Raw genomic sequence first — 16,669 nt, forward strand, 5'->3', positions numbered from 1 at the left:
CGTCAGTCACCCCGGAGGAGTTCCGTGACGGTCGGTCCGAGCAGTCGCTCTGCGGCCCCGTAGCCGACGTACAGCACGATTGCTTCGAGTAGCACGACGCCTATCAGGAGCGCGGCCCCGACCGGACCCGTTACGCTTTCAAGCCCGAACATGATTCGTCCACCCCAGTAGTCTTGTATGCTTCATGGATTTCTGTACAACCGTACCTAACTGACTACTCCACTTAACAGTTTTGGATGGTTTGCACAATACCATATTCCGGTATCCTACGCATGGTTAGGTATAGGTTATGCGTGGCTACGGGTCGGGAATGACGCAAACTGGGCGGGTGTCGTCCGCACGTGACGAGACGCTTCCGTTCGTCGCGTCGGAGGCGCTCGTCGCGGCCGCTCTCTGCGCGAAGTATATTTCAAAATATAACAATACTACCATCGGCTATCCGTCACTCGCCGTTCCGTGACTGTCCGCTCGCGGGGCGGTCGCTCGGTGAGCGTGTGTTTCCCGTTCGAGAACGTCAGCGTCGGTCGGGCGAATTCGGTCGCAGTGAAGTCGGTCGAAAGTCGATTCAGTCGCTGGTCGGGGTCGCGGCGGCGGCGTCGTCGGTGCGAGCGCGCCAGAGTCCCTGCGCGTACGCGCCGAGGAACATCCCGGCGATGGCCAGCAGGATGGGGTAGTTCCCGACGCCGACGCTCGCGTAGGCCGCACCCGGACAGATGCCCGAGATTCCCCACCCGACGCCGAAGATGACGCCGCCGGTGAGGACGTTCCGGTCGAACGACTTCAACCGTCGTGCGTAGGGTCGCCCCGTCAGCGGCGCGCGGTCGAGGACGTGGACGCCAACTGCGAACGCGGTGCCCGCGACCACCGACCCGACGCCGAGTACGAACAGCAGGCCGAAGTCCTCGAACTGGAGGAAGTCCAGCACGACTTCGGGCCGGGCCATGTGGCTCAGTCCGAGTCCAAATCCGAACACCAGTCCGCCGACCACGATGAGCGGCATGAACAGCGGATGGCGCCCCCGTCCGCCGTCTGCACCTCCGGTCGGGTCGCTCACGGCGACACCCCCGCGGCCTGCATCAGTTGGGCGGTCACGATTGCGACTCCGAGGAACGTCGCCACGTTGACCAGCGAGGTGGGAGCCACCGACCCGACGCCGCAGATGCCGTGGCCGGAGGTACACCCCTTTCCGATTCGAGTGCCGACGCCGACGAGGACGCCGCCGACGAAGAGGCGCGGCCACGAGACCGAAGTGGTCCAACCGAAGTCGCCGAACGCGAAGGCGTAGATGGCCGCGCCAGCGACGATGCTGAGCGTGAACGCGACCCGCCAGTCGCGGGAGGCGACGTACTTCGCGCGGTTGAACCGCGGTACGTCGGAGACGTACGACAGCGTCGATTCGAAGAACGTACTCGCTCCGGCCGGAATCGCGGTGCCGAGGTAGATGGCGGCGGTGCCCAAGCCGATGAGTGCCCCGCCAGCGGCGTACCGCCAGATTCCGTTCGGAAACAAGTCCGCGAACGTTACGAGTGGTTCCATGGTAGTGTGTCAGTCCTCGATGGTTTAGTCGCTAGTCATCGCGTCGGAACTCGCCGCGCAGTTGTTCGGGCCGAGTTCCAACTCGAAGGCTTCTTCGTCGGTCTGGTCCGCCTGTCCGAGGTTGGTGGCGATGACCTCCTCGTAGTTGGCGGGACGCGGGGGCATGTCAGAGAGGACGAGTTCCACGAACTCGTCTTCGTCCATCGTGAGCGCGTCCATCTTCTCTTTCAGGTTGCCGATGGTCTCGGTGTAGGTGCCGTCCTCGCGGGTGTCAGCCGCGTCGCTGAAGTGGGCACCGCCCACGATAACGTCGTCGTCCAGCGAGAGGACCCGCTCCTGCAACGACTCGTAGAGTTGGCGGGCCGCGTCGGGCGCGCCCTCGTCGCCGCCTTCGAGGTCCGGTCGGGCCACGCTCTCGGCGAACAGGCCGTCACCGGTCAGGAGAACGGCGTCGTCCACGAGATAGGAGGTCATGCCCGAGGTGTGACCGGGCGTGAAGACCGTCTCGATTTCCACGTCGCCGACCGCGAAGGTGTCGCCGTCCTCGGCGTGGGTCACCGCGTCGTCGTAGGTGACGCCGCGGTCGATTGCCGCCGCCGGGAGGACACCCTCGACGCCCTCGTCGGCGAGGGCGCGGACGCCCGACACGTGGTCGGCGTGGACGTGCGTGTCGATTGCGTACGTCAGGTCCGCCCCGAGCGCCTTGGCGTCCTGCTGGTAGGTGCCGGTGAACGCTCGCAGGGGGTCGATAACCGCGGCCTCGTCGCCGGAGACGACGAGGTAGCTCATACACCCGCTGGAGGGGCGCTGGTACTGCGCGACGGTGGCGTCGGTGTCGGCGTCTATCTCCACGTACTCGAAGATGCGCGCCCAGCCTTTCATGCCGTCCGCGAGGTTCTTGGCGTCGTAGCCGCGTTCGATTAGTTCGCCAGCGACGTACTCGCTCGACCCGCCCTTCGCGCAGACGACCGTAATCTCGCGGTCGTCTGGCAACTGCTCGAAGACTTCCTCGTCGGGTTCGCCCGCGAGGAACTCGAAGTACGGGACGTTGAGGCTCTCGACGTTCTCGCCGTCGATGGCCCACTCTTCTACGTCGTCGGGGACGCGCGTATCGAGGACGAACACGTCCTCTCCGGCGTCGATTCGCTCTTTCAGCGTCTCGGGTTCGATGCTTCCGACCTCCACGTCCGGGGTCGGGAACTCTGGTTCGCTCATTACGAGTTAACCTAATCGGACGCTCGCACATAAGGCTTTGCATAGTATTGCGTTAACTGCACAACATAGATTTGCGGCGGTCTCGTCGGGTCTCGAACCGGAATACGCTTTATTCGGGGACGAAAACCCGTATTCAACGACTCTATCGTTTCATCGTGCGCGTCAACCGTGGCGGCTTGGCGTCTGGAACTTGTTCGTCACACCCAAGAACCAACAACCTTATATCCTGCCAGCCGGTATTGCTCGGTACACACAAGATAGACCACTGGTGTTACCAATGAGTGAAACATACGACGTTACCGAGACGCTAGACGTGAAAGGACAGTCCTGCCCGATGCCCGTCGTCAAGTCCAAGCAAGCGACCGACGACCTCTCGGAGGGCGACGTGCTGGAAGTCGTCGCCACCGACTCCGGGAGCATGAGCGACATCGAAGGGTGGGCGAACACGACCGACGGCGTGGAACTGCTTGACCAAGCCGAGTCCGACGAGGGCGGCGAAGCAGTGTTCAAACACTACGTGCGCAAGACCGAATAACATGAGTACGGACACCCCACAGAGTCCCGACCCCGCGGCGAACGCCGAGGAGGTCGCGGACCTGCAGGCGCGAATCGACGAACTGGAGGAGGAGCTATCGGCGGTCAAGTCCGAGGTGGGCGACGGCCAGAAGAAGATGACCATCATCGCCACGAAGGGCACCTTCGACATGGCGTACCCACCGCTCATCCTCGCCAGCACCGCCGCCGCGTTCGGGTGGGACGTTGTGGTCTTCCACACGTTCTGGGGACTCGACATCCTCCACGAGGAGAAGTCCAAGAACCTCAAGATGAGCGCGGTCGGCAACCCGAGCATGCCGATGCCCAACGCCATCGCCTCGCTCCCGTTCATGGACTCGATGGCGACCAAGATGATGGAGAAGAAGATAGACGAGCAGGGCACCGCGACCATCGAGGAACTCATCGAGATGTCGCTGGACACCGGCGTCGATTTGCAGGCCTGCCAGATGACGATGGAACTGATGGACTACGACGAAGCCGAGATGTACGACGACGTGACGACGGGCGTCGGCGCGGCCACCGCGCTCGAACACATGGCCGACGCCGACATCCAGTTGCTCGTCTGATTTTTCGGCCACAGAGTAGCACTCATCCAATTTTAGTGGAGTTCTGTGCCTGATTGTCCGCGATAGCGTCGTACCGCCCGCTACTATTTTGTCGATTTCGGTACTTGTACTGACCCTGCAAGTCGTTAAACTAAATATCGATATAGGAAACCGCCTTCATAGGCGAGGAAACTTCGAGTGACTTGAACTGTCCCGGTCTCACTGTCTGAAGGTGGTGAACCCGCCCATCGGAAAAATACTATCAGAAATACAAACTTTACGCGCCAATCTGAAGACGTAGAAGAGTGGTCTATTGTTCCGGTGCCGTGAGCGTCACTTCGAGGTTGTTGTTCGCTTTGAAGTTGCTGTAGGCGTCGTACGCGTTCGCGTCCACGTCGAACGACAGAGTACAACTGCTTCCGGCTTTTTGCCGGATGTCTACACGGCCGAATCGATTCGTCTCGTGCTTGTAGTCTGCATCCCCTCCCCAGTCGTACGACCAAGACTGCGAGGTCGAATCGCCGCCCGAGGTAATGAAGGCCGCTACCATTGAGGTTCCGACGGCGACGGGTGCACTCGCACTGACGGTCGCCAGTGCGATAGCACCGCTAATCACGCTGTTGGCGATTTGGTTGAAATCGTTCTGATCTTTCTGATCTTTCAGTTCTTCGTTCTCGTACGTACCGACATACGGGTAGCTGTCTTCGTCCGTAGTAACGCTGATCAGATCGTTTTCGTTCCAATCGACGGAGAGGCTGTCGTTTACGAGCCTGCTTTCTTCCTGACTCTTGTCTCCGAGTTCGGAGCCTTGGTAGACGATGCTGTGGGAGGAGACTTGAATTCTATGTACGAACACGTCGCTGAAGTCCTCGTCCCAGTAGCTATTGTACTGTTCGACGTACGCACCGTTTTCGAGCCAGTATTGCTCGCCGAACGTTCCGGACCCTTCTCCATAGTCGTGTGACGATGCCAGTTCGCCGTCCGATGTCGCTGCCGCTGCCGTCTGACTACCGAGACCTGCGCCAAGCCCGACCACTGTAGCGCCGCCGATTTTCTTGAGGGCTGAACGTCGGTCCACCGATAGCGGGGTATTTTCGCGCATCGTGTAAATACAACATATAGGAATACTAAAATATATCTTAGGGCATAATATATAATTAATATTTTGCAATAGTAATTTTATCGATGCAACGTCCCAAGCAACAAGACGCCCGAGATGTGGGTAAGACTACTGCAGTCAACGTAACCAAGCGGTTGCGAGCGGACGATAGTGGGGAACTTACGGCCACCAAGATGCGGACACGAAAAGTAAAACGAGGGCCAGTCGAGACCGGTCTATCGGTACGAACGGTACTCGCCCGATGCGCCCGCTTACCGCGCCAACACGTCGAGTTGGTGGGCGACGTACACCAGTTCCCCGCGGTCGATTTGGTCGCGCCGCCGGGCGACCCACGCCGAGAGTCGGTCGTCGTCGATTGCCGACTCCGCGCGGACCGCGCTCTCGACCATCTCCACGATGCACTGGAGGAAGTAGCCCTCATCGGCGGGGTAGTCGCCGTCGCGCGGGTGGACCACCCAGTCGGACCCGCCCGCCGCGAGGAGTCCGCCGCTGCCGGACGCCCCGCCGTCGCCCGCGTCGGTGTCTCCGTCGCTTCCGCTACCTCCGTCTCCGTCGCGTCCGCCGCTCTGCTCTCGGCCGCCGACTGCGGCCGAGAGCAGGCGACGGCCCGCTCTGCTGTCGCCCGTCCGGTCGAGGTGACGGTGGAAGGCCTCGGTGAGGCGTGCCTCGAACTCGGGGTCGGCCACGGGTTGGAAAATCGTTCCGCGGTCGAAGGTGATTGGGCAGTACGCGAGACCGTCGGGCGCGAGCGCGTCCCGGAACACCGAGAGCGCGCGGTCGGGGTCCACGAGGTCCACGAAGGCGTGGGCGACCAGCAGGTCCACCGCCTCGTCGGTCGCCGCGAGGTAGTCGAACGCGTCGGCGGTCCGGAACTCGACTTCGACCCGGCGGCGACCCCGCGAGCAGACGAATCGGCCGTCCGCGCTCGCGTGCTGGTCGTTCGCATCCGCGGCCGCGCTCGCTCTCGCACGCTCGTCGCTCGCGCGCCCGACCGCGTACCCGAGCGCGCTCGCACGCGTGGGCAGGCGCTCGCGTGCGCACGCGACGTTTTCGCGTTTCACGTCGAGCGCGGTGTACGTCACCCGGTTCGGAAGCCACGACCGGCCGAGCAGTCGGACGACGGACGCGCCGATACCCGCCCCGACTTCGAGGACCCGGAGGGGGTCGTCGCGGGCATCCCGGCCGTCGAGTTCCGCGGCGAGTCGGTCCTCGACGCGGGGGTTGAGCGCCCGTTCGTCCACGGTCCGCTTGGCCGAGAGGTACCGCTGGAAGTTCACGGCCGGACCTCCTCGGCGGGGTCGCTCGTCGCTCCGACCGCTTCGAGGAAGCGCCGGGCCGTCGCCATCGACTCGTCCCACCCGGGATGGCGCTCGAACCGGCGTCGGGCGGCCAGACTCGCCTCTCGGAGTCGGTCGCGGTCCGAGCGGAGAGTTTCGACCGCGGCGGCAATCGCTTCGGGGTCGTCCGGCGGGACCAGAAAGCCGTCCTCGCCGTGGGTGACGAGTTCGGCCGCGCCGCCAGCGGCGGTGGCGAGCGCGGGTAGGCCGAAGCCCATCCCCTCCAGATAGACGATACCGTAGCCCTCGTAGGCGGAGGGGACCGCGAGCAGGTGGCTCTCGCCGAGTCGGTCCGCGAGCGCGCGGTCGGGGACTCGGCCCTCGAACCGGACCGACTCGGCGAGACCGAGGTCTCGGGCGCGTTCGCGGACCCGCCGGGCGTACTCGGGGTCGGCGGACTCGCTCCCGACAACCGAGAGGTGCCAGTCGCCCGAGACGCGGGCGAGACCGTCGAGTAAGACGCCGAGACCCTTCCGCGGAACCACGTTGCCGACGAAGACGACGCGGAACGGGTCGCGGTCGGCGCGCGCCGCGATGGTCTCGCGGTCGATGTCCGGGTCGAATCGGTCGCCCGCGGGCCGAGCGACCACCGAGGGCCGGGGTCCGGCGAGTTCCTCGGCGGCGCGTCGGGTCGCGTCGCTGGCGTAGACGGCGGCGTCGGTGGTCCGGAGGTAGCGACGTTCGACCGCGCGGTAGAGTCGCTTTCGCCACGCGGACCACCGTTCGCTGGCCCGGAGGTGGTGGACGACGGCGACGACGGGCGCGTCCACGGCGCGGTTGTGGCCCACCAGCGAGGGGTGACAGAGTTCGTCCTCGACCAGCAGGTCGAACCCCCGGAGTCGGTGCCGGACTCGGGGGTCGAAGCCGTCGGCCAGCGCGCGAAGGTATCCGCGCTCCGGGAGCGAGACGACCGAGACGCGATGGCCCGCCTCCCGGAGCGAGGCGGCGAGTCTCCGGTCGTAGAGGAACCCGCCGCTGGTGGTCGATAGTTCGCCGTAGACCACGAGTCCGACGTGTATCGTCCGGTCGTCGCGCTCCCGGCCGCCGATGGTCGCTCGGTCCTCGCGCGTCTTCCTCCCCGCGCGCATTTCCCTCCCGGCGCGCATCTCACACCTCGCGCTCGTGAGACGCCCACGCCACGTCGTCCTCGCGGAGTTTGACCGTTACGGACTCGACTTCCGGGGCGTCCAAACCCTCCCAGAACCGCTCGCCGAACAGCCGTGCGAAGTGTTCGACGCTCGGGTTCAGGCCCTCGAACTCCGGCAACTCGTTGAGGGTCGCGTCCCGGTAGCGGTCCACCGTCGCGTCGATTCGGTCGTTCAGGGCGTCGATGTCCGTGAGGTAGCCGTACTCGTTCAACTCCCCGCCCGCGAGTTGGACCTTCGCGGCGTAGCGGTGTGAGTGCAGGTCGCCCTCGGGTCCGGGGTTCGGGACGGTCAGGAAGTGCTGTGCCACGAAATCGCGCTGGACCGTGACGGTGTACATTCCACTACCGGCACGACGGGCAGGGGCTTGAAAGTCGGGGCTAGAAACGACGACGTTCCCAGAGTCCTCGAAAGCCCCCGCCCGGTCGCGGCTCCGCGACCGGGCGGGGCTTCGTCCACCCCTCTCGGCTGGTTCGCCGAGCGCGTTCCGGTGGACTGGCCGTCCGAGCGTTCGCTGGCGGTTGGTCGGCCCGTCGTCGCGCTCGAACATCGGTCGTCTCCGAGAGACGTGTAAAACTTCGCTTAGCAACGCTATAGATTTTCTTAAGAATGGTATAGATTGCTAATCGACGCCCGGCGCGCGGGGTCGTCGGGAGCGAAGAAGTCGGTTGGGGAGGTCGTGGCCCGCGGTGGCGATGCGGTCGCGGTCTGATTGATTCAAGCCTGAAGCGCGTTTTCGCTACACGAACTCGCGTTCGCGGTGGCGATGCGGTCGCGGTGCGGTCGTCCGACCGACGGCCTCCGTTCGTCTTCGACCGATAACGAATCTCCCACTTTCAGTACCGAAACACCACGCCGAGAGCGTCTTCCGGACGCTCGTCCAGCAGTCGGTACGCCTCGCCCGCGTCCCCGATTTCGAACTCGTGGGTCACGAACCGCTCGGGACCCACCTCCCGCAGTCGGTTCCACGCCACGCTCAATCGGCGGTCCTTCGACCACCGGCCCCGCAGGTCCGGGTCGATGGTGCTGACCTGACTGCTCTCGACGCTGACTCGACTCCGGTGGAACCGCCCGCCGAGGTCGAGTTCCGTCGGCTTGGTGCCGTACCACGACCCGACGACGACCCGGCCGTCGTACCCCGTCGCGGAGATAGCCGAATCGAGCGCGTCCGGACAGCCCGAGAGTTCGTAGGTCAGGTCCGCGCCCGCGGCGGCGTCGCCCGACTCGGCGACGCCGCCGCTCGCTTGCCCGCCGTCGCCGGTCCCCACGCCCTCCCCGCCCAGTCGCTCCCGGATGCGCTCGCCGACCGACTCCGCGTCGGCGTCGAGCGCCGCGTCCGCGCCGAGCGAGCGCGACCGGTCGCGGCGCGCGGCGTGGCGGTCCACCGTCACCACGTCGGCCAGCGGGCACTCCGCCAGCAACGCGGTGGTCAGCAGGCCGACTACGCCCTGTCCGAAGACGGCCACTCGCTCGCCGAGGCGCGGCGCGCCGTCGTGCAGGAAGTTGACCGCCGTCTCGACGTTCGGCAGGAAGGTCGCGGCCGTCGCCGAGCAGTCGTCGGGCACCGCCAGCACCTCCGACACCGGCGCGCAGAAGTGGCTCTCGTGGGGGTTGAACCCGAACACGCGCCGGTCGGCCCACCGCTCGCCGACGCCCGGTCCGGTCGCAGTCACCCGGCCCACTGCCGCGTAGCCGTACCGGAGCGGAAACTCGAAGGTGCCCGTCAGGGCGTCGAGTTCCGCGTCGGTCGCCATCTCGGAGGGCACCTCCCCGCGGTAGACCAGTAGCTCCGTTCCGGGGCTGACCGCCGACCGCTCGGTCCGGACCCGGACCTCGCCCTCGCCGGGTTCGGGTATCTCGCGCTCGCGTACCTCCACCGACCGCTCGCCCGTGAAGTAGAGTGACCGTGCTGGCATGTTCCCCCATTCCGACCGCGCTCGGCCGTCCGACAGGGGTACGGCGGGGTGGATTATCGTTCTTTGGCCCGAAATCGCTGGCGCTATCGGCCGCCTCAACCGTTCGGGAGTGAACCCCCGCCGAACACCCCCCGAACCGCCCCGCAGACCCGCTCTGACAGCGGTTTGGCAACGCGGTTCCTGCCGACGCCGAGGTACGCGCACTGGGGCGAGAACTCCCCCGAGCGCATCCGGAGCGACAGCGCCACCGCGCGGTGGTTGCCGTCGGCGACGTACCGCGGGACGCACCCCTCTCGCGTCGAGACGACCAGCGGACCCTCGGGCATCTCCTCGACGAACTCCAGAACCGTCCGTACGTCCACGTCCGTCTCGGCCGCCAACTCGTCGGGGTCGCCGCGAGCGATTCGGTCGGCGGCGGCACACACCGTCCCGTCCGGCGAGAGCGCGCGCCACCGGAGACTCGGCGGTCCCTCGACCAACTGGAGTCCCTCGAAGTCCGCCCGGTGGAGCGTCGTCTCGTACCATCGGACGGGGGCGTCCCGCCAGACGAACGCCGCCGCGCCGGGCTTGCGGTCCAGCAGTTCGTCCAGCGCCTCGCGTTCGGACAGCGATTCGATTGGGAACCAGTCCACTTCGGGGTGACTGCGCTCCACCCGAAGCCACTCCCGGAGGACTTCGACCTGACTCACGTGGCGCATTCGCCGAGGCTACGTGCCCAAGTCACTCAATTCCGTTCCCCGGACCGCCGCGCTCGCGGGTTCAATAGTTGTCTCGCATGCGCGTGACGCGCACGCGCTACCCGCGTGCCGCCGACGCCGAGGCGTCGATTCGACCTCGCTCGCGCGGAATTAACAGATAATTTACCTGATGGTGGCCGCGTCTCACCGCGGAGTTACTCGCCGTTTCGCTGTCTCTTGGTTGCGTCCGGGAGTTCGACGGTCTCCGGGTATTAAGTCCGGTACATCCTAAGCCTCGCCCCGGTATGGTATCACTCGACACGTTCGACGCGCTGACGTACTGGACGCTCTGGATGACCGTGATTGCGATGGCGGCGGGCGCAGTCGTCCTCTACGTCGAAGGCCGAGGCATGGACGGAGAGGGCCGGGAACACGCGGTCGTGACCGTCTTCGTCCCGGTCGTCGCCGCCACGATGTACCTCGCCATGGCGCTCGGGTTCGGAGTATCCTGAATCTCGCTTACGGGCGAGGAGCAACTCGTGTTCTGGGGGCGGTACGCCGACTGAGTGGTGACGACGCCGCTGTTGTTGCTGGACCTCGCGCTGTTCGCGGGCGCGGACCGCGAGACCGTCGTCACCTTGCTCGGTCTCGACGTGTTCATGATAGTCACCGGCTTCTTCGCGGCGATTTCGGGCCACCCCGTCAACCGATACGTCTGGTGGGCCGTGAGTTCCGGCGCGTTCGTCGTCATCCTCTACGTCATCTTCGCCGAACTGCCGGGGTTCGCCAGCAGTTACGGCGACGACCGGGCCAGCAGTTTCGGCACGCTCCGGAACCTGCTGGCGGTGCTGTGGTTCGCCTACCACCTGCTGTGGCTCGTCGGCACCGAAGGAGCGAGCGTGATTCCGCCCGGCGTCGAGACGGTGGGCTACGCCGTCCTCGACATCACCGCCAAGGTCGTGTTCGGTTACGCTCTGCTGAGTAGCGTCGGGTCGCTCGCTCCGCGCCACCGTGGGGCCGAGACTGGCGCTGGCGTCACCGCGGACGACTGAGCGGGTCGTCCCGCCGACTCTCCGCGCCGGTCGGAACCCCCGGATACCGACGACCATTCTCTCGTACAAAAGTAATAGCGCGTATCGGGCCAGCGGTTACGAATATCGACAGCTCGCCCCGCTAAACCGTCCGAACGAAGGATTTATCACCGGAAGACCGATTAGTAATATAAAATGTCGGTCCGATACCTCCTCCTCTTGGTGGGTCTCGCGCTTCTGGCTCTCGCGTGGGTCGGTGCCGGGTCCGCCGTCTACCTCGTGTACGGCGTCAGATGGGCTGGCGTCTTGCTCGCCGGGTTCGGGGTCGCCCTCGCGCTGGCACTGGTGTACAAAATAGTCGGTCAGAAGAGCGCCGCAGTCGAGAGCTGAATCTCAGCCCTCTAGAAGTTCCACCACGTGTCCATCCAGCACGACCAGTTGACCCGGTTGAGAGTAACGTCGTTCTGGAACTGCCCCTTCGTCTTGAGACGAACGATGTCGAGTTGCGTGCCCGAGGACTTCTCGTCCACGCGGCACGTGCTACCCGGTTCGATTTCGTTGGGGTTGTGGCGGTTGGTGTAGCCCCAGATGTCGTACTTCCACTCGCCCTGCCCTTCGGACGGTTCGCCTTGCTCCACGATGTCGGTGTCCGACGGGAAGTCGTAGCTGAACTCGAAGCTCGGAAGCCCAATCGAGACGTTGTAGGGCGACTCCTGAACGACCGGACCGCGCGAGTGGAGTTGTCGGCCGCTCGCGTTGCCGTGGTTCCAGTCGTGGTACGCCCACCCGACTTGGTTCATCCAATCGCTGCCGTCGTACTCCGACCCGTCTTTGCTGGTGCCGGGCACCATTCCGGAGTACTGGTGGAATCCATGCATGTCCTCGTCGTAGTCGTCGTTGCTCTCCTTGAGCTTTCGCCAGTCGTAGTTCGAGTAGATGACGCCGTACGGTGCGTTCTCGCTGTAGTACTCGTCGCTCGTCTCGTACTCCCAGCCACTGATTGCCTGCGTCGAGAGGTCACCCTGCGTCGAGAGTTTCCCGGACTGCTCGAAGCGCTTTTGGGCGTTCGCGGCTCGTGCGCGAGCGTTCTCGACGCTCTGTCCGGTCGCCACCGACTCGATGTGCTGTCGGGGCTTGCCGTTCGGACCGAGCGTGACAACGTAGTCCACGATGTCGAAACCGTCCTCGACACCGGGGTCGCTCATCGGGAGGGGTCGCTCGACCGACCCGCCTCGGCGCTCGAACTCGTGAACGAGACTCATCCGTAGCCTGTGGATGTCTTCGACGCTGACTGGGTTGTTGGCGTCTCCGCGCAGACGCCGCGTCCCGGGTCCTTTCTTCGCAGTCGCAAGGTTCGGGCTGAACGCCGCCGCGGTAGCGATTCCGGCCGTCTTCAAGAAGTTTCGTCGTTTCATCTTTTTCTCTGGTTGTTGCAACCAAATATACGTAAGTCGCGCCACTAAATATTATTAATTATCTAAGAAAAGTAAAAGCGTGACCGAGTGGCCACTGACGAACCATCGTTCAATTGTCGCAAGTAGAACATGCGCTAATTATTAGTTGAATAGAAAAATAAAAGCACTTCCCTAATAATTCAAATCTATGGGAACCGTCCACGAACGACCCTCCCTCGAACTAATCGTCAAACGTTCACACATCCTCGAACACGTTATCGACGGCACGACGAGAAAAAGTGAGATTCAAAAACGTTGTAGTGAATCGCGCTCAACCGTCTATCGCGCGCTGGAGCAACTGACCGAACAGGGAATCCTCGCGGAGCGCGGTCGGGGGTACGTCCCCACCTCGTTCGGAAAACGGCTATTTCGGGAGTACGAGCAGTATCACCGACGGGCGACCGACGTGTCCGATGCGAAGGACATCCTCGAAACGCTTCCAGACTCGGGAGTTCCGAACGAAGTGTTCATCGACGCCGACATCGAGTACCCGAATCCCTATTCGCCGACGACGATGCTGACGTGTTTCACCGACGTTCTCCACACCTCCTCGCGGGTAGCGTGGTTGTCCCCCGTCCTGTACCCCCAATACGTCGATATTTGGACCGAACTCACCGACGACGAGACGGTTCGCACGCTCCTGCTCCTCCAATCGGAAGCGATGACCTATCTCGAACGTGAGGACCCCGACGCGAGCGACACGCTCGCGGACGCGAGTCACGTCTCCCTCGAACAGAACGACGCGGAACTCCCGTTCGGACTCGTCGTCACCGATAGCTCCGACCCCGTGATGATACTCATCGCTCACGGCGACGACGGAGGATTTCGCGGAATCGTCCGGAACTCCGCCGACGCCGCCGTCGAGTGGGCGCGCGGCGTCTTCGCAGACTACTGGACGGGGCCCGAACTTTGACCGCTGAGGTCGGGAACGGAACCGGTAGGCCGCTCCGGACTCTCTCCCCGGTCTAACTCACGGGTCCTCCTCGCTGGTCTCACCGTCTTTCTGGAGCAACTCGTGGATGTCCTCTTCGTCCAACAGGTCCACGAGACTCTCACCGTCTTCCCACGCCGCGAGTTCCTCGTCGGTCAACCAGTTCGAGGGGTCCCGGCCCGTCGCGTCCATCAGCGATTCGAGTCGGTCGTCTACGTCTTCGGGGTCGTACCCACCCACGGGCATGTTCCGCGGTACGCGCTCAGTGGACTTAGCCCTCGGGGGCGTTCTCGTTTCCCACGTTCCGGCTCAAGCCGCCGCGCGCTCGCGAATGCGAGCGCGCGGCCCTTTCCTCGGGTACTCGTTCAGTCGTCCCGCTCTCGTGGAGCGGTCGGCACGCGAGAGGGACAGTAGAAAAATAAAACTCTGCCTTTGAGAATTCTGTAGTTGGTTCTCGACGCCTAACGGCGCTCCCGAACGTCGAAGCGAGAGCTCCGACTTCTCGACAGGCTCGCCGATTTGATATATCGAAATATAGTTTACGAACTCGAGGCGAAACCGACAAACGCCCGGAACCGAAAGCGATACGCGATGGACTGCGACAAATGCGGCCGGGAGGCGGTGATGCACGCCGCCTATTCGGGGTTGCACCTCTGCGAGGACCACTTCGTCGCTTCCGTGGACAAGCGCGTCCGGCGTCGCATCCGGGAAGACGACCTCGTGCCCAGCGACGCCACCCCGGAGAATCCCCAGACGTGGGTGGTCGGCCTGTCCGGTGGCAAAGACAGCATCGTCCTCACCGACATCCTCCACCGGACCTTCGAGAAGGACCCGCGCATCGAACTCGTCGCGCTCACGATTCACGAGGGCATCGAGGGCTACCGCGACGAGAGCGTCGAGGCCTGCGTGGAGTTGACCGACGAGTTGGACATCCGCCACGAACTCGTCACCTACGAGGAGGAGTTCGACGTGCGGATGGACGACGTGGTGGAGAAAGACCCCGAGGGGATGGCCGCCTGCGCGTACTGCGGGGTGTTCCGCAGAGACTTGCTCTCGAAGTACGCCGAGAAGTACGACGCGGACAAACTCCTGACAGGCCACAACCTCGACGACGAGGCAGAGACCGCGCTGATGAACTTTCTGGAGGGCGACGTGGCCCAAATCGCCAAGCACTTCGACGCCAGTCTCGGTAGCTTCGAGGAGCGCGAGTCGCCGGGCGACTCGGACGCGAGCGGGGGACCGCGAGCGCGCGGCGAACAGGACGACTTCGTGCCGCGTGCGAAACCGCTCCGGGACGTGCCCGAGAAGGAAGTCGCGCTCTACGCCCACCTCGAAGACCTTCCGGCCCACATCACGGAATGTCCCCACGCCAGCGAAGCCTACCGCGGCGAGATTCAGGAACTGCTCCACGGACTCGAAGAGAACCACCCCGGCACTCGCCACTCGATTATGGCGGGCTACGAGGAACTCGCCGCCCTCGCCGCCGAGGAGTTCGGCGCGCGCGAGGAGGGCGACACCGACCTCGGCGAGTGCGACCGGTGTGGCGCGTCCACGACCCGAAACATCTGTCGGAAGTGTTCGCTCCTCGACTCGATTCACGCGGTCTGACCCTTCTCTTCGACTCCGATTTACACGTTCGAGAAAAGAGCGAAAACACGCGATTCGACGGCACTGACCGAAACGCGGTGCCCGTCAGCGAATTACGTCGAGTCCGTTGTTCTGCTCTACTTCGTTGCGGCCGCCGTCGCTCTGGGCACCCCACGAGTCGTTCGACCCGCCCGTGGTCTCTCGGGAGTCGCGGGAGTTGCCGCCGGTGTTGCCCGTTCGGCCGAGACCACCGAGGTCATCGACGTTCTGGCTGGCGTCGAACGACTGGGCGTCCACGTCGCGCATCTTCTGGCGCGAGCGGTCGGCCTGCTTTTGCGTACTCGGGCCGAGGACCTGCGCGCTCTGGACCCCGGTCATGATAGCCATGACGCGGACCTTGCCCTTGTAGTTGTCCTGAATGCGCGCGCCCCAGATGACGTTCGCGCTGGCTTCGAGTCGCTCGGTGATGTTGCTGGCGATTGACTCGGCCTCCTTGAGCGTGAGGTCCGGGCCGCCCGTGATGTGGACCAGTCCGCCCGACGCGCCCCTGTAATCCACGTCGAGTAGCGGGTGGTTCATCGCGTCTCGGACGACCTCCTCGGTCTTGTTCTTGTCTTGGGTCTCGCCGACCAGCATCACCGCGACTCCGCCCTGATTCATGATAGATGTCATGTCGGCGTAGTCGAGGTTGATGAGCGAGGGCTGAGTGATGGTCTCGGAGATGCCCTTGACCGTCTCGGCGATGATTTGGTCCATCACCGAGAACGCCTTGCCGATGGGCAGGTTCGGGACGTAATCGAGCAGTCGGTTGTTGTCCAGCACGATGATGGAGTCGGCCTCGTTGCGGAGTTTTTCGAGACCCTCTTCTGCCTTCACCGTGCGGGCGCGCTCGACGTTGAACGGCGTCGAGACCATCCCGACGACGATTGCACCCTGCTCTTTGGCGATTTTGGAGACGACGGGTGCCGCGCCGGTGCCGGTACCGCCGCCCATCCCGGCGGTGACGAACACGAGGTCCGCGTCGCCGAGTACCTCCTTGATGGTTCCCTGCGCCATCTCGGTGGCGCGCTCGCCCATCGAGGGGTCGCCGCCAGCGCCGAGTCCGTTGGTCAGGGACTTGCCGACCAGAATCTTCGTGTCGGCCTCTATCATCTTGAGGTGCTGTTTGTCGGTGTTGATAGCGACCGTATCCGCTCCTTCGACGCCGATGTTGTAGAGTCGGTTGACGGTGTTGTTACCGGCACCGCCACAGCCGACGATGACGATTCGGGGGTCCCCGAACTCGTCGCCGTTTACCGAGGCGTCCATCTCGCGGCTCTCCTCTTCGGCGTTCTCCAACGCGTCTTGAACGATGTCCTGCATGTTCTACACCTTCGCCCACGAACGCTTGTTCGTCGTCTGCTCTGTCGTGTCGTCTTGTTCGTTCAACATGTCTCGAACAGCGGCCCGAATCGCTTCGCTCCGGTTCGGGAACTCGCCCGTCTCGACCATCTGTTCGACCTCTTCTATCTGCTGTTTCGGAATGCGGAGTGTCACACGCTCCATAGTTTGTAATTTCCCCTGTTGTAGTAAGACGGCACGCGACTTCCCGCACGTTCTGTCTTACACCGTGTAACCGCC

The 16,669-nt window shown here is 64.0% G+C and carries 19 protein-coding genes and 1 pseudogene; 6 read left to right on the top strand and 14 right to left on the bottom strand.

Features of this window, described 5'->3' with window-relative positions:
* Positions 1 to 2 precede the first annotated feature (2 nt).
* The 4 genes from P2T60_RS01360 to P2T60_RS01375 all read right to left on the bottom strand — a co-directional run bounded on the left by P2T60_RS01360 (position 3) and on the right by P2T60_RS01375 (position 2,751).
* Positions 3 to 152, bottom strand: coding sequence for a DUF7512 family protein (locus P2T60_RS01360; protein WP_276280765.1), 150 nt, complete (start codon positions 150 to 152; stop codon positions 3 to 5).
* A gap of 413 nt (positions 153 to 565) precedes the next feature.
* Positions 566 to 1,000, bottom strand: a complete 435-nt coding sequence (locus tag P2T60_RS01365; protein WP_276282236.1) for a YeeE/YedE family protein — start codon at positions 998 to 1,000, stop codon at positions 566 to 568.
* 50 nt (positions 1,001 to 1,050) lie between these two features.
* Complete coding sequence (locus P2T60_RS01370; protein ID WP_276280766.1) at positions 1,051 to 1,536, bottom strand: YeeE/YedE family protein; 486 nt, start codon at positions 1,534 to 1,536, stop codon at positions 1,051 to 1,053.
* Positions 1,537 to 1,560: 24 nt separating this feature from the next.
* Positions 1,561 to 2,751 (bottom strand): MBL fold metallo-hydrolase, encoded by a 1,191-nt coding sequence (locus tag P2T60_RS01375; RefSeq protein ID WP_276280767.1) that lies wholly within the window; start codon positions 2,749 to 2,751, stop codon positions 1,561 to 1,563.
* 277 nt (positions 2,752 to 3,028) lie between these two features.
* Between P2T60_RS01375 and P2T60_RS01380 the strand changes: the two genes are divergently transcribed.
* Both P2T60_RS01380 and P2T60_RS01385 read left to right on the top strand, forming a co-directional pair.
* Entirely contained in the window at positions 3,029 to 3,286 is a 258-nt protein-coding gene (locus P2T60_RS01380; RefSeq protein WP_276280768.1) for a sulfurtransferase TusA family protein, read from the top strand.
* A gap of 1 nt (position 3,287) precedes the next feature.
* Entirely contained in the window at positions 3,288 to 3,872 is a 585-nt protein-coding gene (locus P2T60_RS01385; RefSeq protein WP_276280769.1) for a DsrE/DsrF/DrsH-like family protein, read from the top strand.
* Positions 3,873 to 4,161: 289 nt separating this feature from the next.
* On the opposite strand, the gene P2T60_RS01390 is transcribed toward P2T60_RS01385, so the two are convergent.
* The 6 genes from P2T60_RS01390 to P2T60_RS01415 form a co-directional block, all read right to left on the bottom strand.
* On the bottom strand, positions 4,162 to 4,953 hold the full coding sequence (locus P2T60_RS01390; protein WP_276280770.1) for a hypothetical protein: 792 nt from the start codon (positions 4,951 to 4,953) through the stop codon (positions 4,162 to 4,164).
* Positions 4,954 to 5,222: 269 nt separating this feature from the next.
* The gene (locus tag P2T60_RS01395) at positions 5,223 to 6,248 is read right to left on the bottom strand and encodes a class I SAM-dependent methyltransferase (RefSeq protein WP_276280771.1); all 1,026 of its coding nucleotides are present in this window, start codon (positions 6,246 to 6,248) and stop codon (positions 5,223 to 5,225) included.
* Positions 6,245 to 7,327, bottom strand: a complete 1,083-nt coding sequence (locus P2T60_RS01400) for a glycosyltransferase family 4 protein (protein WP_420028717.1) — start codon at positions 7,325 to 7,327, stop codon at positions 6,245 to 6,247. Before P2T60_RS01400 ends, P2T60_RS01395 begins: the two co-directional genes overlap by 4 nt.
* Before the next feature lie 88 nt (positions 7,328 to 7,415).
* Positions 7,416 to 7,793, bottom strand: coding sequence for a 6-pyruvoyl trahydropterin synthase family protein (locus tag P2T60_RS01405; RefSeq protein ID WP_276280773.1), 378 nt, complete (start codon positions 7,791 to 7,793; stop codon positions 7,416 to 7,418).
* Positions 7,794 to 8,289: 496 nt separating this feature from the next.
* Positions 8,290 to 9,369: a zinc-dependent alcohol dehydrogenase gene (locus P2T60_RS01410; protein ID WP_276280774.1), complete on the bottom strand. Its 1,080-nt coding sequence runs from the start codon at positions 9,367 to 9,369 to the stop codon at positions 8,290 to 8,292.
* Positions 9,370 to 9,464: 95 nt separating this feature from the next.
* The gene (locus P2T60_RS01415; RefSeq protein ID WP_276280775.1) at positions 9,465 to 10,058 is read right to left on the bottom strand and encodes a hypothetical protein; all 594 of its coding nucleotides are present in this window, start codon (positions 10,056 to 10,058) and stop codon (positions 9,465 to 9,467) included.
* Between the two features lie 341 nt (positions 10,059 to 10,399).
* On the opposite strand from P2T60_RS01415, the pseudogene P2T60_RS01420 reads away from it, so the two are divergent.
* A pseudogene (locus tag P2T60_RS01420) lies at positions 10,400 to 11,098 on the top strand (bacteriorhodopsin).
* Between the two features lie 174 nt (positions 11,099 to 11,272).
* A complete protein-coding gene (locus tag P2T60_RS01425) occupies positions 11,273 to 11,467 on the top strand; it encodes a hypothetical protein (protein ID WP_276280776.1) in 195 nt (64 codons plus the stop codon).
* Positions 11,468 to 11,478: 11 nt separating this feature from the next.
* Here P2T60_RS01425 and P2T60_RS01430 read toward each other — a convergent pair whose 3' ends face one another.
* On the bottom strand, positions 11,479 to 12,492 hold the full coding sequence (locus tag P2T60_RS01430) for a twin-arginine translocation signal domain-containing protein (RefSeq protein WP_276280777.1): 1,014 nt from the start codon (positions 12,490 to 12,492) through the stop codon (positions 11,479 to 11,481).
* A 187-nt stretch (positions 12,493 to 12,679) separates the two neighbouring features.
* Here P2T60_RS01430 and P2T60_RS01435 point away from each other — a divergent pair, with 187 nt between their 5' ends.
* The gene (locus tag P2T60_RS01435; protein WP_276280778.1) at positions 12,680 to 13,444 is read left to right on the top strand and encodes a helix-turn-helix transcriptional regulator; all 765 of its coding nucleotides are present in this window, start codon (positions 12,680 to 12,682) and stop codon (positions 13,442 to 13,444) included.
* Between the two features lie 57 nt (positions 13,445 to 13,501).
* Here P2T60_RS01435 and P2T60_RS01440 read toward each other — a convergent pair whose 3' ends face one another.
* Positions 13,502 to 13,708 carry a DUF8027 family protein gene (locus P2T60_RS01440; protein ID WP_276280779.1) on the bottom strand — a complete coding sequence of 69 codons (207 nt, stop codon included), beginning with the start codon at positions 13,706 to 13,708 and terminating at the stop codon, positions 13,502 to 13,504.
* 345 nt (positions 13,709 to 14,053) lie between these two features.
* Here P2T60_RS01440 and ncsA point away from each other — a divergent pair, with 345 nt between their 5' ends.
* Complete coding sequence (ncsA, locus tag P2T60_RS01445; RefSeq protein WP_276280780.1) at positions 14,054 to 15,070, top strand: tRNA 2-thiolation protein NcsA; 1,017 nt, start codon at positions 14,054 to 14,056, stop codon at positions 15,068 to 15,070.
* Positions 15,071 to 15,154: 84 nt separating this feature from the next.
* Here the strand turns inward: ncsA and ftsZ are convergent, their stop codons facing one another.
* Entirely contained in the window at positions 15,155 to 16,411 is a 1,257-nt protein-coding gene (gene ftsZ, locus P2T60_RS01450; RefSeq protein ID WP_276280781.1) for a cell division protein FtsZ, read from the bottom strand.
* A 3-nt stretch (positions 16,412 to 16,414) separates the two neighbouring features.
* On the bottom strand, positions 16,415 to 16,594 hold the full coding sequence (locus tag P2T60_RS01455) for a ribbon-helix-helix domain-containing protein (protein WP_276280782.1): 180 nt from the start codon (positions 16,592 to 16,594) through the stop codon (positions 16,415 to 16,417).
* Between the last annotated feature and the right edge of the window lie 75 nt (positions 16,595 to 16,669).

It is taken from the genome of Halorussus caseinilyticus (assembly GCF_029338395.1).
In the GTDB taxonomy this organism is placed as follows: Archaea; Halobacteriota; Halobacteria; order Halobacteriales; family Haladaptataceae; genus Halorussus; species Halorussus caseinilyticus.